General features: G+C 46.7%; 16 protein-coding genes. 10 read left to right on the forward strand and 6 right to left on the reverse strand.

The window, feature by feature from the left end; all coding sequences use genetic code 11:
• Positions 1 to 86: 86 nt before the first annotated feature.
• Entirely contained in the window at positions 87 to 2,261 is a 2,175-nt protein-coding gene (uvrD, locus tag NL643_RS21635) for a DNA helicase II (protein WP_005397027.1), read from the forward strand.
• A 750-nt stretch (positions 2,262 to 3,011) separates the two neighbouring features.
• Here the strand turns inward: uvrD and ggt are convergent.
• The 4 genes from ggt to rarD form a co-directional block, all read right to left on the reverse strand.
• Positions 3,012 to 4,778: a gamma-glutamyltransferase gene (gene ggt, locus NL643_RS21640; protein ID WP_253645160.1), complete on the reverse strand. Its 1,767-nt coding sequence runs from the start codon at positions 4,776 to 4,778 to the stop codon at positions 3,012 to 3,014.
• Positions 4,779 to 4,876: 98 nt separating this feature from the next.
• Positions 4,877 to 5,548, reverse strand: a complete 672-nt coding sequence (locus NL643_RS21645; RefSeq protein ID WP_253645161.1) for a LysE family translocator — start codon at positions 5,546 to 5,548, stop codon at positions 4,877 to 4,879.
• A 101-nt stretch (positions 5,549 to 5,649) separates the two neighbouring features.
• A complete protein-coding gene (locus NL643_RS21650; protein ID WP_006743074.1) occupies positions 5,650 to 6,447 on the reverse strand; it encodes an AraC family transcriptional regulator in 798 nt (265 codons plus the stop codon).
• 73 nt (positions 6,448 to 6,520) lie between these two features.
• Positions 6,521 to 7,438, reverse strand: coding sequence for an EamA family transporter RarD (rarD, locus tag NL643_RS21655; RefSeq protein WP_253645162.1), 918 nt, complete (start codon positions 7,436 to 7,438; stop codon positions 6,521 to 6,523).
• 174 nt (positions 7,439 to 7,612) lie between these two features.
• On the opposite strand from rarD, the gene recQ reads away from it, so the two are divergent.
• The 3 genes from recQ to NL643_RS21670 all read left to right on the forward strand — a co-directional run bounded on the left by recQ (position 7,613) and on the right by NL643_RS21670 (position 10,714).
• The gene (recQ, locus tag NL643_RS21660) at positions 7,613 to 9,448 is read left to right on the forward strand and encodes an ATP-dependent DNA helicase RecQ (protein WP_253645163.1); all 1,836 of its coding nucleotides are present in this window, start codon (positions 7,613 to 7,615) and stop codon (positions 9,446 to 9,448) included.
• Between the two features lie 9 nt (positions 9,449 to 9,457).
• The gene (locus NL643_RS21665) at positions 9,458 to 9,763 is read left to right on the forward strand and encodes a DUF3630 family protein (protein WP_104969960.1); all 306 of its coding nucleotides are present in this window, start codon (positions 9,458 to 9,460) and stop codon (positions 9,761 to 9,763) included.
• A 282-nt stretch (positions 9,764 to 10,045) separates the two neighbouring features.
• On the forward strand, positions 10,046 to 10,714 hold the full coding sequence (locus tag NL643_RS21670) for a 7-cyano-7-deazaguanine/7-aminomethyl-7-deazaguanine transporter (RefSeq protein ID WP_005397008.1): 669 nt from the start codon (positions 10,046 to 10,048) through the stop codon (positions 10,712 to 10,714).
• A gap of 180 nt (positions 10,715 to 10,894) precedes the next feature.
• Here NL643_RS21670 and gppA read toward each other — a convergent pair whose 3' ends face one another.
• On the reverse strand, positions 10,895 to 12,388 hold the full coding sequence (gppA, locus tag NL643_RS21675; RefSeq protein WP_253645164.1) for a guanosine-5'-triphosphate,3'-diphosphate diphosphatase: 1,494 nt from the start codon (positions 12,386 to 12,388) through the stop codon (positions 10,895 to 10,897).
• A gap of 19 nt (positions 12,389 to 12,407) precedes the next feature.
• Positions 12,408 to 13,727, reverse strand: a complete 1,320-nt coding sequence (gene rhlB, locus NL643_RS21680; RefSeq protein ID WP_005397003.1) for an ATP-dependent RNA helicase RhlB — start codon at positions 13,725 to 13,727, stop codon at positions 12,408 to 12,410.
• Between the two features lie 111 nt (positions 13,728 to 13,838).
• On the opposite strand from rhlB, the gene trxA reads away from it, so the two are divergent.
• The 6 genes from trxA to fre all read left to right on the forward strand — a co-directional run bounded on the left by trxA (position 13,839) and on the right by fre (position 19,658).
• The gene (trxA, locus tag NL643_RS21685) at positions 13,839 to 14,165 is read left to right on the forward strand and encodes a thioredoxin TrxA (protein WP_004745500.1); all 327 of its coding nucleotides are present in this window, start codon (positions 13,839 to 13,841) and stop codon (positions 14,163 to 14,165) included.
• A gap of 196 nt (positions 14,166 to 14,361) precedes the next feature.
• Positions 14,362 to 15,621, forward strand: a complete 1,260-nt coding sequence (gene rho / locus NL643_RS21690) for a transcription termination factor Rho (RefSeq protein WP_005378757.1) — start codon at positions 14,362 to 14,364, stop codon at positions 15,619 to 15,621.
• Between the two features lie 104 nt (positions 15,622 to 15,725).
• Positions 15,726 to 16,718 (forward strand): hypothetical protein, encoded by a 993-nt coding sequence (locus tag NL643_RS21695; protein WP_253645165.1) that lies wholly within the window; start codon positions 15,726 to 15,728, stop codon positions 16,716 to 16,718.
• Between the two features lie 92 nt (positions 16,719 to 16,810).
• Positions 16,811 to 18,664 carry a 4-hydroxy-3-polyprenylbenzoate decarboxylase gene (ubiD, locus tag NL643_RS21700; RefSeq protein ID WP_253645166.1) on the forward strand — a complete coding sequence of 618 codons (1,854 nt, stop codon included), beginning with the start codon at positions 16,811 to 16,813 and terminating at the stop codon, positions 18,662 to 18,664.
• A complete protein-coding gene (locus NL643_RS21705; protein WP_053808977.1) occupies positions 18,661 to 18,930 on the forward strand; it encodes a 2Fe-2S iron-sulfur cluster-binding protein in 270 nt (89 codons plus the stop codon). Before ubiD ends, NL643_RS21705 begins: the two co-directional genes overlap by 4 nt.
• 14 nt (positions 18,931 to 18,944) lie before the next feature.
• On the forward strand, positions 18,945 to 19,658 hold the full coding sequence (gene fre, locus NL643_RS21710; RefSeq protein WP_005398442.1) for an NAD(P)H-flavin reductase: 714 nt from the start codon (positions 18,945 to 18,947) through the stop codon (positions 19,656 to 19,658).
• The last annotated feature ends 354 nt before the right edge of the window (positions 19,659 to 20,012 follow it).

Consider the following 20,012-nt stretch of genomic DNA (forward strand, 5'->3'; position numbering starts at 1 on the left):
CGAATTTTTTATCAAGTTTTGTCTAAACAGCACCCAGCTGTTTAGGTTATAATCGGTTTTTATGTATAAATAACCAGTAGCTCATCATGATGGATCCATCTCTATTACTCGACGGTCTAAACGATAAACAGCGTGAAGCCGTTGCAGCTCCTCTAGAAAACTTACTTGTCCTTGCTGGTGCAGGGAGTGGTAAGACTCGCGTTCTTGTTCACCGTATCGCTTGGCTTATGTCAGTCGAGCAAGCTTCTCCTTTCTCGATCATGTCGGTCACCTTCACCAATAAAGCGGCAGCAGAAATGCGTGGTCGTATTGAAGAGTTGATGATGGGCAGTGCATCTGGCATGTGGAATGGGACTTTCCACGGTATCTGTCACCGCATTTTGCGTGCACACTATCTTGATGCCAAGCTACCGGAAGATTTCCAAATCATAGACAGCGATGATCAGCAGCGCTTGTTAAAGCGTTTGATCAAAGCGCAAAACTTGGATGAAAAGCAGTGGCCTGCACGCCAAGTTTCATGGTGGATTAATGGTAAGAAGGACGAAGGATTACGCCCATCGCATATCGACGCTTATCACGATCCAGTGACCAAAACTTATTTGCAGCTGTATACCGCTTACCAAGAAGCGTGTGATCGTGCTGGCTTAGTGGACTTTGCGGAAATTTTGCTGCGCGCGCATGAGCTACTGCGTGACAACAAGTTTGTGCGTGAACACTACCAAGCACGCTTTAAGCATATCTTGGTTGACGAATTCCAAGACACCAACAACATTCAATACGCTTGGCTACGCATGATGGCTGGCCCAGATTGTCACGTGATGATTGTAGGTGACGACGACCAGTCAATTTATGGTTGGCGCGGTGCAAAAGTCGAGAACATTGAGAAGTTCACGCTGGAGTTTCCGAGCGTGAACACCATCCGTCTCGAACAAAACTATCGTTCGACGAAGACGATTCTTGAAGCGTCCAATACCTTGATTGCGAACAACACTGAACGTATGGGTAAAGAGCTGTGGACGGATGGCAATGTGGGAGAGCCGATCTCGGTTTACAGCGCTTATAACGAGCTTGACGAAGCGCGCTTTGCGGTCAATAAAATCAAAGAGTGGCAAGAGAATGGCGGCGCATTGAATGATGCTGCGATGCTGTATCGTAACAACGCGCAATCTCGTGTTTTGGAAGAAGCATTAATTCAGGCAGGCTTACCGTACCGTATTTACGGAGGCATGCGATTCTTCGAGCGTCAAGAAATCAGAGATGCGTTGAGCTACTTGCGTTTGATGGCGAATCGCAACGATGATGCCGCGTTTGAACGTGTCGTGAATACCCCAACACGTGGTCTGGGCGATAAGACGCTAGAGACTATCCGTCGTGCAGCTCGTGATAGAGGGTGCACCATGTGGGAAGCCAGCCTGGCAATGCTCGATGAGCAAGTATTAACGGGTCGAGCAGCTGGCGCGTTAAGTCGTTTTGTCGAATTAATCACCGCGCTGGAAGACGATACATTAGAAATGCCATTGCACGAGCAAACTGACCACGTGATCAAGTACTCGGGTTTGTTTGCGATGTATGAGCAAGAGAAGGGCGAAAAGTCTAAAGCTCGCATAGAAAACTTGGAGGAGCTGGTTACCGCCACTCGCCAATTCGAAAAACCAGAAGAAGCGGAAGAAATGTCTCTGCTGACGGCATTTTTAACGCATGCGGCTCTGGAAGCGGGCGAAGGTCAGGCGGACGAATTTGAAGATGCAGTCCAACTGATGACGCTTCACAGTGCGAAAGGTTTGGAGTTCCCATTGGTATTCATGGTCGGTGTGGAAGAAGGTATGTTCCCAAGCCAGATGTCCGCTGAAGAGGCTGGGCGTTTGGAAGAAGAGCGCCGTCTGTGTTATGTGGGTATGACGCGCGCGATGCAAAAGCTCTACATTACTTACGCGGAAATGCGTCGCCTATATGGCCAGGACAAATACCACAAACCATCGCGCTTTATTCGTGAATTACCAGAAACGTGTTTGGATGAAGTGCGCATGAAGGCGCAAGTGAGTCGCCCTTCAAGTAGTGGACGTTTTAGCCAAACCGCAGTAAAAGAAAACTTCAATGAGACTGGTTTTTCACTAGGTTCTCGTGTGATGCATCCGAAATTTGGTGAAGGAACGATCATCAACTTTGAGGGCAGTGGCCCACAAAGCCGAGTGCAGATTGCTTTCAATGGTGAAGGCATTAAATGGTTAGTCACCGCTTACGCGAGACTGGAGAAGCTGTAGGGCTTTGTGAAAAAATGAACATAAGAGCTGCTTCGGTGGCTCTTTCTGTTTTGAATCAACAAAATGCTGAAAGATAGGGAGCTAAATGACGCTATTCGAAAGGGCTCTTGGTCTAAATCGCTTATCTTTAGACAAAGAAAAACCCCGAGGGCTTACGCCCGTCGGGGTTATAGTCTTACTCGCAGCAATCCAGCTACTAAAAGTGCTCCATGCATCAAATCCTTGATAGCGTGCTGCATTCCTTCAGCTTAATCCTTTCGTCGCCTTCCTAGCGGTGTCCTTGACCTTATCCTGGTCTGCTAACCATCCTCGTTAGCTCTCATCACTTGTTCCCTGAGCGGTGTCCATGACATCATCCTGATGTTCAGTCCTTTCCTCGTCCAGAGGTGTCCATTTCCCGTCCTTAGTAGCAACCGTCCTAGTTGCTATTGATTCCATTCAATGTCCAGTTTTGCAATCCATGCCCGACTATTCATCCTGAATACCCGTTTCTTCTTCCTGAAGTTCACCAAATCCGTGGTGTTTCCTGTTCCGTGTCAGCATCCTTCCGACAAGGTTCATATTACGCTCTTCACGATTCTCAACAATGGTCGAAGCCCACATTTTTCTCAATTAAAAGCGTTTGAAAAATAAACATGTTTATATTATTCAATGTCTTATGGTTGTTTGTGGGCTGTTTTACCATTAAAAAAGAGAGGTTTGCTCCACTCCTTGTGAGAGATCTCGCACAAGGAGTCGAGCAAAACAGGCCTATTTGCCGATTGCTGCTCCTTCTCGACGAGGATCTGCGGCACCTTCTAGTCCATCTTTTGTTATGCGTATCGCATGCAGTCCAGAATTCAAATCACGAACATTGGTTTTAAAGCCCATCTTCTCCAGCTCTGGCTGTAAGCCTTCTGCAGCGGTACCTTGCTCAATATCTAAGGTGCCAAAACGGTCGAGTAATCGTGGTTGATTGATTGCTTGTTGGATATCCATATCCCATTGCGTGTGGGCAATGATGGTTTGCGCCACGTAACCGATGATTCGACTGCCACCCGGAGAGCCTATTGCCATGTAAGGTTTGTTATCTTTCATCATAATGGTCGGGGCCATTGAAGATCGTGGACGCTTGCCTGGTTCTATGCGGTTGGCGATTGGGATTCCGTCGTTATGAGTGCGGAAAGAGAAATCGGTCAGTTCATTATTGAGCAAGAAGCCACGCACCATTAAGCGCGAGCCAAACGCATTCTCAATGGTGGTCGTCATTGAAACCACATTGCCTTGCTTATCGACGATATTGAAATGGCTGGTGGAAGGGAGTTCAATGGACTCGTCCATGCTTAAGTTCATTGCGTGCGACCACGGAGGATTGCCTGCTTCAACTTTGCTTAGTGCTTTGCCGACTTGGATCAGCTCTGCTCGCTGCTGGAGGTAGCTTTTATCAAGCAAGCCTTGAGTTGGCATCGGCACGTAATCTTGGTCTGCCATGTATTTACCACGGTCAGCAAACGCTAGACGCGATGCATCGGCGAGTACTTGCCAAGATTTAATGCTGTTAGCCCCCCAGCCTTTGAGATCGTACTGTTGAGTGATCGCCAAAATCTGACCAATAGTGAGCGCGCCAGAGCTTGGTGGTCCCATGCCGCAAATGTCATAGCTTTGGTATGCTGCACAAACCGGCTCACGTTGTCTGATTTGGTAGGTATCAAAGTCGGGTTGGGCTAATACACCGGGGTTACCCGGCGCGTTTTGTACCGTCTCGATAATGTCTCTGGCGATGTCCCCATGGTAGAAGGCTTGGGCGCCTTGCTTAGCAATAGCACTCAGCGTTTGTGCGTATTCAGGGTTTTTTAATAGCGTACCTTCGGTTTTTGGCGAGCCATCCGAGTTAAAGAAATAGGCTTTTGTGACTGGAAAGCGTGATAAACGCTCGGCGTCTTTTTCTATCAAGCTTGCTAGGCGAGGACTGACTTTGAATCCTTGCTCCGCAAGCGAGATAACAGGTTGAATGATCTTTTTCCATTCCAGCTTGCCGTATTTCTGGTGGGTATCCCACAATAGTTTCACGGTGCCTGGTGTTGCGACAGAGCGTCCACCAACCACGGCATCGTAGAATTGCAATGGCTGACCGTTCTCATCTAAAAATAGCTTTGGCGTTACGGCGAGGGGGGCGGTTTCACGCCCGTCGTAAGTGGTCAGTTTTTGCTTTTCGCTATCCCAATACACTAAGAACGCACCGCCACCAATACCTGATGACTGGGGTTCAACTAAGCCAAGCATCAATTGCACCGCGACCATGGCATCTATCGCATTCCCGCCTTGCTCAAGTACGTCTGCACCCGCTTGAGTCGCCAGTGGGTTAGCAGCGGTAACCATATAATCTTTAGCTTTGACCAGCTGCTTTTGCTCAATGCCAGTGCTGTGCTCTGGTGCGACCGAATCTGCAGCTTGGTTAGCGAAGGCTTGTCCAGTGAAGGTGAAAGGGGAAGTAAGAAAAAGACCCGAGAGTACGAGTCGGTTAAATGTCCATTGCATGATGACTCTCCATGTTGCCAACTAAGGTTATTCAGCTTGGCAGCCACGGAGATAGTCGTCGAGTTTCCTATTAAAGAAATGTCGAGTGTGCGACGCTTTTAAATCAGAGAGTTATCGAGAAAGGAGCGGAAGGTTTGCACTAAAATACTGCTGCCAACTAGGGTAAATACCACACCACATAAACCATCTATATAAATGCCGGCTTGCTGCAATCTTGTTTGCAAGCGCTGCGTTGACAGCATCCATGCAAGGCTAGAAAACCAGAGTAGCGACAAACCAAACAAAATCACCAGAGCAATTCCTTTTCCTGTCACCGACATGCCCACTGGGACAAGGCTCGACATTAAACTCACAAAAAATACTAAGGCTTTGGGGTTGAGAATATTGGTTGCGAACCCCTTGGTAAACGCCTGACGTTTATTACCGATCACAAGGTTACTGTTTTTGCTTGGCTGATCAGAAAGTGGGTTTTTGATCGTCGCGATCACGCCGCGCAGTGCACCGATACCCAAATACAACAGATAGCTGCCCCCAAGCAATTGTAAGACGGAGTAGAGCAGAGGATGCTGGTGAACTAAATAGCCCACCCCCGTTATGCTGAATAAAGAATGCAGCAAAATACCGACTGATAAGCCAAGCGCAATGTATAAGCCGGTTTGACGGCCATGACGGGTGGCATTTTGTACCACAAGCGCAAAATCCGGACCTGGGCTCATTAAGGCAATGAAGTGGATACTGGCAAGCGTTAAAAGGATAGTCGATTCATTCATAACACATCTCAAAACATAGTGGATATGAGTTATTGTCGTGATTCTTATTCGGTAGTGCTTGTAAAAAACTAGCAGTACTGAATACCACAGCGTATGAGATATTAGCGTGCCACTTGTGAAGGCGAGACGCCATAGGTTTGTTTAAACGCTTTACTAAAGTGGGCTTGATCATAAAAGCCCACTTGATAGGCGACGTCCGTACCACACCATCCTGCTTGGAGTAGTTTCATTCCTTGCTCTAATCGCAAGCGAGCAAACCAAGCGTAGGGAGTCATCCCCGTTTGCGCTTTGAAATGGCGTTGAAACTGCGTGGGGCTCAGTTGGCAGAGCTCTGATAGTGCATCTAAACGAACCGTTTGGTCGAGATTCGCCATTAAGTAATCTTTTAAGGTATGCAAAGACTGTTTCCCAAGAGGAACCACTTTTTGCCTCGCGAGTGATCCGTAGCGATCAAAAAGTTGATTAAATCCTTCAAAAGGAAGGCAATCTTTGGTGAGTTGGCTGAGGTTCTCGCGGCGAAGAAGAGCATGCAAGTTACTAAGTTGTGAAAATATCTGTGGATCGGAGATGATCAACTCATTAAAGCGTATTATTTGACCATTTTGACTAAGATCGGCAAGATCGCTGAGTAGGTGCGGCTCGATCGCAAATACATTCACTTCATAGCCACTTTCGAGCTTAGAGTGCCCATCGTGCAGTTCATCTGGCGGCATAATTACGATTTGCCCATGACCCACTTGATGGCTACAGCCTTGATATTGGAACTTTTGCGTGCCATGCGTGATCAGACCGAGGTGAAAGTCCAGATGATAGTGCCTTTGAAAGGCAAACTTCTGGTATTTCGCCTCGATCAGGCTCAGCTGATCATGGTCGGTTGCGTAGTATTGAATCTGTTCCATTACATACAAAAAAGCTTGGTCACATTATGACCAAGCTTATCTGGCAATTTCTAACTTGTCTTGTAAAAAACGATCACTGTGGCTGAACGATTCGGCGTGAGCGACGGTTGTTGCGCAGTCCATCAAAGCTAAATACGACTAGCGCTCCCCAAATAAAGGCAAAGGTAATCGCTTTATCCATGCTAAAGGGTTCGCCATACATCAGTACTGCCAGTAAGAACATCAAGCTTGGGCCGATGTACTGGAAAAAGCCCAACGTTGATAATTTGAGTCTTGTTGCCGCACCCGTAAAACAAAGCAGGGGCAGTGTGGTAATCACACCTGCTGCAATCAACAAGCTATTTAATGCTAACGGGTTAGTGAGCATATTCGACGTTGGGGTTTCTGCAATAAACAGCAGATACACGGCGGCGACAGGCAGAAGGAGTAATGTTTCGATAAACAATCCTGTTTTTGCATCGACACTGACTTTCTTCCTTAAGAGGCCATAGAAGCCGAAACTCATTGCTAACGCCATCGCAACAACGGGCACGGAGCCGAATACAATCAATTGGACTAGTACACCACAGCCCGCTAATACGACAGCAAACCATTGCAACTTACGAAGTCGCTCTCCCAAAAAGACCATGCCGAGCAAGACATTGATTAATGGGTTAATGTAATAGCCTAAGCTCGCGTCAAGCATATGATTGGAATTGACCGCCCAGATGAAAATCAGCCAGTTTCCGCCAATTAATACAGAACTTGCGATCAGGTAAGCGATCTTCGTTTTGTCTTTCGCGATGTAGTAAGCCGAGCGCCAGTGACGGCCAAAGTGAAGGAGTGCGGCAAGCAAAAAGAAAGACCAAATCACCCGGTGGCTCAGAATCTCCAAAGGGGATACTTGTGCGATGGATTTAAAATACATCGGCGCAATGCCCCACATGGTATAGGCACCAATCGCCAGCAAGATACCTTGCCGAGCGCGTTGTTGTTCGTCTTCTGGTGTCATGAGGTGTCACCTAATTGTGTGTTTATAGAGCAGAAAATCAGTATACGAGTCGTGATGCGAAACACCTAGCAATTTGCGGTTTTATTCACCACGAAACCCCATTACAATGTGCCCTCACTTTGTGTGCCTGGGCATGCAAAAGCATTTCTACGATCACTCAATCTGAGATTATTCATGACCTCAACCTTGCTAGCCGAACAATCAGATACGCCTGTAACGCCTCAACGTGTGTTGGAGGAAGTCTTCGGTTACCAGACGTTTCGTGATGGTCAGCAAGAAGTTATTGAAGCCGCTATCGAAGGCAAAGACAGCTTAGTCATCATGCCGACGGGTGGTGGTAAATCTCTCTGTTACCAAATTCCGGCGTTAGTGCGCTCAGGGATTACTTTGGTGATTTCACCGCTAATTTCATTGATGAAAGACCAAGTTGATCAACTGAAAGCCAATGGTGTAGCAGCGGAATGCGTGAACTCGACCATGAATCGAGAAGAGCTACTGAGTGTGTATAATCGCATGCACTCTGGTCAGCTTAAGCTAGTATATGTTTCGCCAGAGCGCGTGTTAATGCGTGACTTTATTGAGCGTTTAGAAAACTTACCCTTATCTATGATCGCCGTGGATGAAGCACATTGTATCTCTCAGTGGGGACATGATTTTCGCCCAGAATACGCGGCGTTAGGTCAGTTAAAGCAACACTTTTCGCATGTGCCCTTTATGGCACTCACAGCCACCGCCGATGATGCGACGCGTCGTGATATTCTAGAACGCTTACGCTTACATGAACCTCAGGTGTATCTAGGAAGCTTTGATCGTCCCAACATTCGTTACACCTTGGTGGAAAAGCACAAACCGGTTTCTCAAATCATTCGCTATCTAGCCACCCAGAAGGGAAGCTGCGGCATTATTTACTGCGGCAGTCGTAAGAAAGTTGAAATGGTGACCGAGAAGCTATGCAACAATCATATCCGCGCTGCTGGTTATCATGCAGGGATGGATACTGAAGAGCGAGCCTACGTCCAGGAAGCTTTTCAACGTGATGACATTCAAATCGTCGTTGCGACGGTTGCATTCGGCATGGGTATCAATAAGCCAAACGTGCGCTTTGTTGTGCATTTTGATATTCCACGTAACATCGAGTCCTATTATCAGGAAACTGGTCGAGCAGGGCGAGATGGCCTGCCTGCCGAGGCGATGATGTTGTATGACCCAGCCGACATCAGTTGGTTGCGTCGTATGTTGGATGAAAAAGATGATGGACCGCAGAAGCAGGTAGAAAGCCACAAACTCAATGCGATGAGTGCTTTTGCGGAAGCGCAAACCTGTCGTCGTCAGGTACTGCTCAACTATTTTGGAGAGTATCGAGAAAAGCCGTGTGGTAACTGCGATATCTGCCTGGACCCACCAAAACACTTTGATGCGACCGAAGAAGCGCGCAAAGCGTTGTCGTGTGTTTACCGCGTTAACCAAAGTTTTGGTATGACGTATGTGGTTGAGGTGCTGCGTGGGATGCAAAACATTCGTGTGCGCGAACATGGCCACGATAAAATTTCGACTTACGGCATTGGTCGTGATCACAGCCATGATTACTGGGTGAGTATCTTCCGCCAGTTAATTCATAAAGGGCTGCTATTTCAAAACATCACTCGTAACTCGACGTTGCAATTAACCGAAGAAGCACGTCCATTACTACGTGGTGATGTGTCTTTAGAACTTGCAGTTCCACGTTTAGATACCGCAGCACGTGCCGCGAAGTCGGATAAACTGACCAGAAAAAACTACGATAAGAAGTTGTTTGCCAAATTACGTAAGCTACGTAAGTCGATCGCCGATGAAGACGGTTTGCCACCATACGTGGTATTCAGTGATGCGACCTTGATTGATATGGCAGAAATGCTGCCAACGTCATACGGCGAAATGTTAGCGGTTAGTGGCGTTGGTCAACGTAAACTAGAAAAATACGCCGATCCATTCTTGGATCTGATCCAAGAACACATTACTCACCACGGATAAGGAATCCATATGCACAAGGAATTTGGTCTCGCTGATTACATTGTTGAAGAAGGGCGTCTTATTATTACCGCTCCAAGCTTCGACCTCGATACTTTTCCGGCATTGGGTGAGCATTTGGTAGGATTGTTATCTGCGTCAGTGGTAGAAAAACAGTGGGATGCGGATATTCACTCTTGGTTGATCGATTTTGAAGGCTGCCGCTTATTTATGAAAGCGGAGCACTACAGCGAAGCGATTTGGTTTGAAGCGCTAACAATAGAAGAGAGTAGGGAAGAGCTCGACTATTTAGCCGGATTGTTCCAACGCGGCTTCTAAATTCAAGTTATCTATTCTTTAAAGGGTGTTTCACATGAAACACCCTTTCTTATTTTTGCATCAAAGCCCTTGGTTTTGACGTGATGTTCGCGAAGAAACGTTTGCGTATAAAACACCGCTTGTGAGTAAAATTGGTTAATGTATAATCGCCCACCGCTTTACTCTGAATGAGTTAAGCTAGTTTAATCGTCATTTTTTACATTGTTGGTAAGAGTGCTTTTCTCTGTAGAAAACGCTCGATTTGGGTTCCCTCGCCCCCAAACCAAACTAAAAAGGTATCGCATGAGTAACTTTACCCCTGCGCAGCAGCGCAACGCCCTTATCTATCTGGTTTTATTCCACCTAGTCATTATTGCATCCAGCAATTACCTAGTTCAGCTACCGTTTACTATCTTTGGCTTACATACCACCTGGGGGGCATTCACCTTCCCATTTATTTTCCTTGCGACGGATTTAACCGTACGTATTTTCGGTGCTCAGTTGGCGCGTAAGATCATTTTCTTAGTAATGTTGCCTGCTTTGGCTGTCTCTTACTTCTTATCGGTGGTGTTCTTCGAGGGGCAGTTCCAAGGTTTTGGTCACTTAGGGGAATTTAACTTATTCGTTGCTCGTATCGCGATTGCTAGCTTCATGGCGTATCTACTTGGTCAGATTATGGATGTGCACGTGTTCAACCGCCTACGTCAAATGAAACAGTGGTGGGTGGCCCCAACGTGTTCAACGCTTTTTGGTAATGCACTGGATACCATCGCCTTCTTCGCGATTGCGTTCTACCAAAGTCCAGATCCATTTATGGCGGAACATTGGACGGAAATCGCGCTGGTGGACTACGGCTTTAAGTTAGTGATTAGTCTTGGTCTGTTTGTGCCTATGTACGGCGTACTACTGAATTACTTAATTAAGAAGCTAACGGCAGTGAACCCTAACTTTAAAGTCACTACGACGGCATAGTTTTCATCAGTTAATAGCAACAAGGCCGCTTTTAATAGCGGCTTTGTTGTTTCTAAAGCAAATGTACAGCGAAATGAGTATTTAGATCATCGGTGTCTCAAAACTCTATGAGTTGTACATAGGATAATAACGGGTATTAAAAAGGCTCCAGAAGGAGCCTTTGTCATGGGATAACAACCATTAATCAGAGGTAATCGTTAATGGCCAACCGATATCAGTTTGACGGTTGGATTCGATTTCTAGCTCAGCGGCGGTCAACGGGTTGGCCGCTAGCCACTGCGCATCAATGTTTAATGTTAGGTTGTCACCTTCAGCCGTTAATACGACGTTTGGCTCTAAGTTTTGGTTGCGACGGTGAGTCAACAACACCGCTAAGCGCAACAACCGCAGTACGCGCTTGGCACTTGAGCCTGATAACGCGTGTTGCTCAGGCAGTGAGGTGAGTTGTTCTCGATAACGACGGGCAATCTCACCAATAAAGAACTTCTGCGCGCGAGTGTAGCCAGGTAAATCCAAATTCTGGAGTAGGTAAGCACTGTGCTCACCGCCTTTTTTGAAATCGATCGTTAAGCCGATTTCATGCAGCTTTGCGGCGGTTTCAAGCAATATCTTGCCTTGAGGTTCCGTAATCCACTCATCGCCGCCGGCTTGCTCCAACAGTTTGCTTGCCAGTGTCGCAACTTGTTCACCGTATTGGTGATCGAGCTGATAACGATTTTGTACGCTGGCAATTGTGCGAGCACGGATGTCTTCTTGACGTAGCTCTTCAACCATCTCGTAGACTAAGCCTTCACGTAGTGCGCCGCCCGCGAGTGTCATCGCGTCGATTTCCAGTAATTCAAAAACGGCAATCAAAATAGATAGGCCACTAGGGAATACTAACGCACGCTCAAGCGTTAAGCCTTCAATGTCGAGCTCTTCTAAATGATCGGCTAACATGGCTTGCTTCTGCAGGCGTTTCAATTTGGAGTGAGTGATTACTTCGTCCATACCTTGCGCTAGCACTATCTCTTGCAATGCCTGAACAGTGCCTGATGCGCCAACGCACACATCCCAACCGATTTCTGTATAGCGCTCTAGAATTGGCTGGATTGTCTGCTTCGCGCCTTCAATTGCTGCGTCAAAGTTACGCGCATTCAACTGGCGATCTTTAAAGAAGTTTTCCAGCCAAGTCACACAACCCATTTTTAAACTGGTCAGTGCTTTGGCTTCGAAACCTTCACCGATGATGAGCTCGGTACTTGCGCCACCAATATCGACCACAAGACGGCGACCGCTGCCTCCAGAAGTGTGTGCGACACCTTTATAGATAGTGGCCGCTTCTTCTTCACCGGAGATAACGTCGATTGGTTGACCAAGAATCTGGTTCGCTTTCTCCAGAAACACATCTACATTCGTGGCGGTACGTAAAGTGGCTGTGCCTACAATACGAATGTTTTGTTTAGGAATGTCCTGCAAGCGTTCCGCAAATAGACTTAAGCAGTCCCATCCTCGCTGCATAGCTTCCATACTAAGAGAATTATGTTCATCTAGGCCCGCGGCTAGACGAACCTTGCGCTTAATTTTAGCCATTGTTTGAACGCTGCCATCGATATGACGCACAACGAGCATGTGAAAACTGTTCGACCCGAGGTCGATGGCGGCGTATAGCGGCGATGATCCTGCTTGACTCATAAACGAACTCAGTTTCCTTTTACGATTGTTTTGGTGCCGACTGACGTGGTTGGCGTGGACGACGTCCTTGCGGCTTGCGGTTACCTGAACCTGAACGAGTTCCGCCAGTATTCGTACGACGCTGTTGGTTGCGTGGCGCACGCATACGAATTGGCGCTGGCAGATCTTGGATCAGCGCTGACGAATCGTATTCTGAAACTGGGATAGTGTGCTCAATGTATTCTTCGATTGCAGGCAGGTTAATTGCGTACTCTTCACAAGCAAAACTGATCGAGTGGCCGCTTGCACCAGCACGACCGGTACGGCCAATACGGTGAACGTAATCTTCACAGTCGTCAGGAAGGTCGTAGTTGAAAACGTGCGTCACTTGAGGAATATGCAGACCACGCGCAGCAACGTCAGTTGCAACAAGAATGTCGACATCGCCTTTGGTGAATTGCTCAAGAATCTTTTCACGTTTCTTCTGCGGTACATCACCAGTAAGAAGACCGACACGGTGTCCATCGGCGGCCAAGTGACCCCAAACCGATTCACACTTGTGTTTCGTGTTCGCAAAAATGATGGCGCGATCTGGCCATTCTTCTTCAATCAAAGTTTGAAGGAGGGCCATTTTATCTTCGTTAGAAGGGTAGAAAAGTTCTTCCTGAATGCGGTGACCAGTTTTCTGTTCTGGCTCTACCACAACATGCTCAGGGGTGTTCATGTGCTCAAATGCCAGTTCTTGAACACGGTAAGAAAGCGTCGCTGAGAACAGCATGTTCAAACGCTCTTTTGGTTCAGGCATACGACGGAACAAGAAGCGAATGTCTTTAATAAAGCCAAGATCGAACATGCGGTCGGCTTCATCCAGAACAACGGCTTGAATGTTGTTAAGGTTGAATACGCGCTGTTTGTAGAAATCGATGATACGACCTGTCGTACCAATCAGAATATCGACACCATCTTGCAGCTTATTCAATTGCTTATCGTAGCTTTCACCACCGTAAGCCAAAGCGGTTTTTAGACCAGTGCTCTCAGTTAATGCTTCTGCATCATTGTAAATCTGAATAGCAAGCTCACGTGTTGGCGCCATAATGATTGCGCGTGGCTGCGTAGGTTTACGACCTTCATGCTCTGGTGTCGTCAGAAGGTGGTTGAATGTAGCAGTAAGAAACGCGAGCGTTTTACCAGTACCCGTTTGGGCCTGGCCTGCGATGTCTTGGCCGGTGAGCAGGACCGGCAACGCCAAGGCTTGGATAGGGGTACAAAATTCGAACCCTTTTTTGTCCAATCCTTCAATAACTTGGGGCTTTAAGCCCAAATCGGCGAACTTTTGCTCTGTGATATGCGTCTTTTTCATGGCTATAGAATATCAGCTAAAGCTTGCAATACGAAAGTAAATACATTCCAATAGGGCATCTAATTACTGGTTATCATCCAACCAGTTTCGAAAAACACATTGGAGTGGAAGATGAGTGATAAGATTTTGCAGCTAACTGATGACGGTTTTGAAAACGATGTAATCAACGCTGCAGGCCCGGTTCTAGTGGATTTCTGGGCAGAATGGTGTGGTCCTTGTAAAATGATCGCTCCTATTCTGGACGAAATCGCAGACGAGTACGAAGGCAAACTCACTATCGGTAAACTAAACATCGACCATAACGCAGGTACACCACCTAAGTTTGGTATTCGCGGCATTCCAACGCTACTGCTATTCAAAGACGGCAACGTAGCGGCAACGAAAGTTGGTGCTCTGTCTAAAACTCAACTAAAAGAGTTTTTGGACGCAAACTTATAATCACCAAGTGATTACAGATAAAACCGTGCAAAGTAACAACGCACGGTTTTGTTTTTCTAACTCTGGACTAGAATACTAATTAGTGCTAACTTATCGCGCGTTAATTGAACAAATTTCTCTTCTTGGTCGATCCTGAGACCAAATCCATCTTAACTAGAAAACAGATCTTATTTTGACTAAACAAGAATCCACCACCATGAACCTTACCGAACTGAAGAACAGACCTGTGTCTGACCTTGTAAAACTGGGCGAAAGCTTAGGATTAGAGAACCTAGCTCGCTTAAGAAAACAAGACATCATCTTCGCGATTTTAAAAGCGCACGCTAAAGGCGGCGAAGACATCTTTGGCGATGGGGTTCTGGAAATTCTGCAAGACGGCTTTGGTTTCCTACGCAGTGCAGATAGTTCATACCTTGCGGGTCCGGACGATATCTACGTATCACCAAGTCAGATTCGTCGCTTTAACCTACGTACTGGTGACTCTATCGCTGGTAAAATTCGTCCACCAAAAGACGGTGAACGCTACTTTGCCCTTCTAAAAGTCAATACCGTTAACGACGACAAACCAGACAACGCTCGTAACAAGATCCTATTTGAAAACCTTACCCCTCTACATGCAAATGAACGCATGGTAATGGAGCGTGGTAACGGTTCTACAGAAGACATCACAGCACGTGTTTTAGATTTGGCATCGCCTATCGGTAAAGGTCAACGTGGTCTGATTGTTGCTCCGCCAAAAGCGGGTAAGACAATGCTTCTGCAAAATATCGCTCAAAGTATCGCATACAACCACCCAGAGTGTGAGTTGATGGTACTTCTTATCGACGAACGTCCAGAAGAAGTAACAGAGATGCAGCGTCTAGTTAAAGGTGAAGTTGTCGCGTCGACTTTCGATGAGCCAGCATCTCGTCACGTACAAGTAGCGGAAATGGTAATCGAGAAAGCGAAACGTCTTGTTGAACACAAGAAAGACGTGGTTATCCTGCTTGACTCTATCACTCGTCTCGCTCGTGCTTACAACACCGTAGTACCTTCATCAGGTAAAGTACTGACAGGTGGTGTGGATGCAAACGCACTACACCGTCCTAAGCGTTTCTTTGGTGCAGCACGTAATGTTGAAGAGGGCGGTAGCCTAACGATCATCGCAACGGCACTAGTAGATACTGGTTCTAAGATGGATGAAGTTATCTACGAAGAGTTCAAGGGTACAGGTAACATGGAACTGCACTTGAACCGTAAGATTGCTGAGAAGCGTGTATTCCCTGCGATTGACTTCAACCGTTCAGGTACACGTCGTGAAGAGCTACTGACGAAGACTGATGAACTACAGAAAATGTGGATTCTGCGTAAGATCGTTCACCCAATGGGCGAAATCGACGCGATGGAATTCCTCATTGATAAGCTAGCGATGACGAAGACCAACGATGAGTTCTTCGATGCGATGCGTCGTCAGTAATAGCTGAGTCCTTATTCTAAAAAAGCCACCGTTAACGGTGGCTTTTTTGTTGCTTTCTCCCGATGGAAGCATCAGAATGAGGAAAATGTTATCGGGAGGTTAACATGCAACAAGGAATGTTGTCGTCATTACTCCTGAGCTTGTCACTTATCACACTACCCGCGACGTTATCTGCCAAGGAAATGCAGGAGTCTGTAGTAGAACAGTGGCTTCAGGATACTCAAATACAGGCTAAAGTCTCTGAACTGCTTGATTACGTTGTCAGGGATGAAGTCGACTCGCTTAAATTTGCCCTTGATCGACTAGCTTTACCTCAACAAGAGGTCGTGCGTTTTCGGTTATTGGAAAAGCTTGAGAAGCAAGATGTGATTCTCACGCCTAGAATGGCTCTGTTTGTTGAGTCTCAGATCCGTATGACTCCTACTTATCAGGTTCTAGAGCGAGGGGACGGGTATGAGTTTAGTGTGCCTGCCTTTAACTTTCCTGCCATTGCGAGCCGCTTGATTAAGCGTTGGAAGCAAGACCAAAGTACCTTGGACTTTGTACTACAAGCTGAGCGGAAAGAGCTCGAATTAAAGCAATGGCTTACAGGGCAATCTCAACAAGTTCAGGCGCGTGAAGCACTTTTGATTCGAGAGTTGGACAGCTTATCACCGCATGCGCTTGCCGCATTAACCACTCAGTTAACCAAAGCGAATGTGACCAGTTGGCTACCATCGACAGCCGTGATCGTGAGATTAGCGCAAGTAAGTCAAGATGAGGAAGTGTACAACTTACTCTGGCGGATGAGAGCGGATTACAACAGCCAGTCCGAACTCGAGCGTTTAGCTACGGTTGGGGACGTTTTTTCAATTCAGCAATTGATGAACTCCACCGTCAATCCGTCACTCAAACCAGAAGCCATTAGTCTACTTACAAAGTCCAACCCTTTATCTCCGCAAGTGAAACAGTTTCTAGTGAGCAAAATGGCACTATCGGAAGAAGCTACCATGGTCGCTCGAGAGCTGGCGCAGCAAGGGCATCAAACCTGGTTGGAAGAGTTAGTCTCTAACAACCATCAAGTGAAGACTCGGCAGATAGAGCAAGTATTAAAGTAATCTGGCTCACATACCCACACAAAATAGGAGGATCTTAGCGTCCTCCTATTTGTTATACTGCGGACAGTTTAATCAGCCAGTCATGAAGGCCTATGAGTTTTAAGGATTTACGCGAATTTATCGACCACCTAGAACAGAAAGGTCGACTTAAACGCATTGCTCACCCTGTCGATCCCGCTTACGAAATGACAGAAATCAGTGACCGCACCTTGCGTGCTGGTGGACCTGCGCTGTTGTTTGAGAACCCAATTGGCTACGACGTACCTGTTTTGACCAACCTATTTGGTACACCAGAGCGTGTCGCGATTGGTATGGGACGTGAAGATGTTAAAGAATTAAGAGAAGTCGGTAAACTGCTGGCTTATTTAAAAGAACCTGAGCCACCAAAAGGCTTCAAAGACGCTTTGGAAAAACTGCCAGTGTTCAAGCAAGTATTGAACATGCCAGCCAAGCGTCTGCGTAAAGCGGCGTGCCAAGAGATTGTGTGGCAAGGTGATGAAGTCGACTTGGACAAAATCCCGGTAATGAGTTGCTGGGCGGAAGACGTTGCACCACTGCTTACGTGGGGCTTAACCGTGACCAAAGGTCCAAACAAGAAACGTCAGAACCTAGGCATTTATCGTCAGCAGAAAATTGCCAAGAACAAAATCATCATGCGTTGGTTAGCTCACCGTGGTGGTGCGCTTGACCTGCGCGATTGGATGGAAACCAATCCAGGTAAACCTTTCCCAGTTTCGGTCGCGTTTGGTGCAGACCCAGCAACCATTCTTGGCGCAGTAACACCAGTGCCAGATACGTTATCGGAATACGCATTTGCAGGTTTGCTACGTGGCAGCAAAACTGAAGTCGTGAAGTCAGTCAGCAATGATTTAGAAGTGCCAGCAAGCGCGGAAATCGTCATGGAAGGCTATATCGACCCGAACGAGTTTGCTGATGAAGGTCCTTATGGTGATCACACGGGCTACTACAACGAAAAAGAAAAGCATCACGTGTTTACCATTACGCACATTACTATGCGTAAGGATCCTATTTATCACAGTACTTACACTGGTCGTCCGCCAGATGAACCAGCTGTATTGGGTGTGGCATTAAACGAAGTGTTTGTGCCGATTCTGCAGAAACAATTCCCAGAGATTGAAGACTTCTATCTACCGCCAGAAGGTTGTTCGTACCGAATGGCAGTCGTTACCATGAAGAAGCAGTACCCAGGACATGCCAAGCGCGTAATGATGGGCGTGTGGTCTTTCTTACGTCAATTCATGTACACCAAGTTTGTTATTGTGTGCGATGAATCGGTAAATGCACGAGATTGGAATGATGTCGTGAAAGCCATGTCAGAGCATATGGACCCAGTACGTGATACCTTGATGATAGATAACACGCCAATCGACTCGCTCGACTTTGCTTCGCCAGTGGTTGGGCTTGGCTCTAAGATGGGCTTGGATGCGACCATTAAATGGGATGCTGAACTCGCGACACGAACCAAGGTTACTGAGCGTGACAATAAAGCGATTAACGAAGCGGATCTGGATGCATTAAAACAGCAACGCCCTGAGATTGTTGATGTCTATCTACCAGCCACAGCAAACAACCAATTTGCTGTTGTGACCATGAAGAAAGACCAAGCCGGTCAATCTCAAGAATTGATGGAATATTTATGGGGATTCTTTTCTCAGTACGCGGATAACAAATTCATTATCTTGTGCGACGATGACGTCAATGCACGAGATTGGAATGACATCATTTGGGCGGTAACAACTCGAATGGACCCAGATAGAGACACGATTCAAGTGCTTGGTAAGACTGAGAGTTCATCCAAATTAGGACTGGATGCGACCAACAAGTTCGAATCTGAAGTCACGCGCGAGTGGGGTACGCCTATCAAAAAAGATCCTAAACTTGTGGCTAAAGTCGATGAGATTTGGGACCAGTTAGGTATTCTATGAGTCATCAAGTCCACCTTCTACCAATGGACGTTACGTTTCCAGTAAAAGAAGGGGAGACGGTGTTGGAAGCTGCGCTCAACAACAATATTCGCTTCCCACACCGTTGCCAAGTTGGCGCTTGCGCCATGTGCATGTGTAAAAAGCTAACGGGCGAGGTGAGCTATCACCTCGAACCTATGCTAACCGAAAAAGAGCAACAGCAAGGTTGGATATTCCCTTGCCAAGCCTATACAGAAAGTAATTTAGTGCTTACTTTTGATGAGTAAGCGAGAGGAACACCATGACCATCCAATGTAAAGTAAAGTCTATTCAGCCGTTAGCTTGTAATACTTACCAAATCCTTCTTCACCCAGAATCACCAGTGCCTTTTAAAGCGGGTCAGTACCTAATGGTAGTGATGGGTGAAAAAGACAAACGTCCTTTCTCTATCGCGAGCAGCCCTTGCCGTCATGAAGGTGAACTTGAACTGCATATCGGTGCGGCGGAACACAACGCTTACGCTCAAGAAGTTGTCGAAGCAATGCAAGCGGCGCTTGAAACTGATGGTCAGATTGAAATTGATGCCCCGCATGGTGATGCTTGGGTTCAAGAAGAAAGTGAACGTCCACTATTATTAATTGCTGGTGGTACAGGTTTTAGTTACGTGCGCTCGATTCTGGATCACTGCGTCGCGCAGAATAAAACCAACCCTATCTATCTATATTGGGGTGCGCGCGATAACTGCCAACTTTATGCAAAAGAAGAACTGGTCGAGATCGCCGATAAGTTTACTAACGTTCACTTTGTTCCAGTTGTAGAAGAAGCACCTGCTGATTGGCAAGGTAAGGTTGGTAACGTGCTACAAGCGGTGAGTGAAGATTTCGAAAGCTTAGAAAACTACGATATCTATATTGCAGGTCGATTCGAAATGGCTGGCGCAGCACGTGAACAGTTCACTCAGAACAAGAAAGCGAAGAGCGAACGTATGTTCGCAGACGCGTACGCATTCATTTAAATACGGCTTATGAGGCAGAAAAAGAGGGTTTTTTACCCTCTTTTTTGCTTTTTTGATGAAATAGTCATCGAACAGTCGGTTTTTCCCATTTTTTTCCAAAAAAGGGTTGCGAACGGATCTGAGTTCCCTATAATGCGCATCCACCGACACGGCAGACGCGATAAGGCTTCAGCAGGGTCGGAGAGGTAAAAAGCTTCTACGAAAAATAAAATTGAAAAAGTGTTTGACACTGCCAATTAAATCGCTAGAATGCACCTCCGCTTTGAGAGAAAAACTTCTCCCAAAGCAAGCTCTTTAACAATATAGACCTATCAATCTGTGTGGGCACTCGTTGATGATAATCCAATTAGAAGC

Source organism: Vibrio sp. Y42_MX_L11, from assembly GCF_024181785.1.
In the GTDB taxonomy this organism is placed as follows: Bacteria; Pseudomonadota; Gammaproteobacteria; order Enterobacterales; family Vibrionaceae; genus Vibrio; species Vibrio diabolicus.

What these genes read in the sequence shown, in the direction of transcription:
- uvrD (WP_005397027.1), top strand. Translation starts at nt 87, where the DNA reads ATGATGGATCCATCTCTATTACTCGACGGTCTAAACGATAAACAGCGT.
- ggt (WP_253645160.1), bottom strand. Translation starts at nt 4,778, where the DNA reads ATGCAATGGACATTTAACCGACTCGTACTCTCGGGTCTTTTTCTTACT.
- NL643_RS21645 (WP_253645161.1), bottom strand. Translation starts at nt 5,548, where the DNA reads ATGAATGAATCGACTATCCTTTTAACGCTTGCCAGTATCCACTTCATT.
- NL643_RS21650 (WP_006743074.1), bottom strand. Translation starts at nt 6,447, where the DNA reads ATGGAACAGATTCAATACTACGCAACCGACCATGATCAGCTGAGCCTG.
- rarD (WP_253645162.1), bottom strand. Translation starts at nt 7,438, where the DNA reads ATGACACCAGAAGACGAACAACAACGCGCTCGGCAAGGTATCTTGCTG.
- recQ (WP_253645163.1), top strand. Translation starts at nt 7,613, where the DNA reads ATGACCTCAACCTTGCTAGCCGAACAATCAGATACGCCTGTAACGCCT.
- NL643_RS21665 (WP_104969960.1), top strand. Translation starts at nt 9,458, where the DNA reads ATGCACAAGGAATTTGGTCTCGCTGATTACATTGTTGAAGAAGGGCGT.
- NL643_RS21670 (WP_005397008.1), top strand. Translation starts at nt 10,046, where the DNA reads ATGAGTAACTTTACCCCTGCGCAGCAGCGCAACGCCCTTATCTATCTG.
- gppA (WP_253645164.1), bottom strand. Translation starts at nt 12,388, where the DNA reads ATGAGTCAAGCAGGATCATCGCCGCTATACGCCGCCATCGACCTCGGG.
- rhlB (WP_005397003.1), bottom strand. Translation starts at nt 13,727, where the DNA reads ATGAAAAAGACGCATATCACAGAGCAAAAGTTCGCCGATTTGGGCTTA.
- trxA (WP_004745500.1), top strand. Translation starts at nt 13,839, where the DNA reads ATGAGTGATAAGATTTTGCAGCTAACTGATGACGGTTTTGAAAACGAT.
- rho (WP_005378757.1), top strand. Translation starts at nt 14,362, where the DNA reads ATGAACCTTACCGAACTGAAGAACAGACCTGTGTCTGACCTTGTAAAA.
- NL643_RS21695 (WP_253645165.1), top strand. Translation starts at nt 15,726, where the DNA reads ATGCAACAAGGAATGTTGTCGTCATTACTCCTGAGCTTGTCACTTATC.
- ubiD (WP_253645166.1), top strand. Translation starts at nt 16,811, where the DNA reads ATGAGTTTTAAGGATTTACGCGAATTTATCGACCACCTAGAACAGAAA.
- NL643_RS21705 (WP_053808977.1), top strand. Translation starts at nt 18,661, where the DNA reads ATGAGTCATCAAGTCCACCTTCTACCAATGGACGTTACGTTTCCAGTA.
- fre (WP_005398442.1), top strand. Translation starts at nt 18,945, where the DNA reads ATGACCATCCAATGTAAAGTAAAGTCTATTCAGCCGTTAGCTTGTAAT.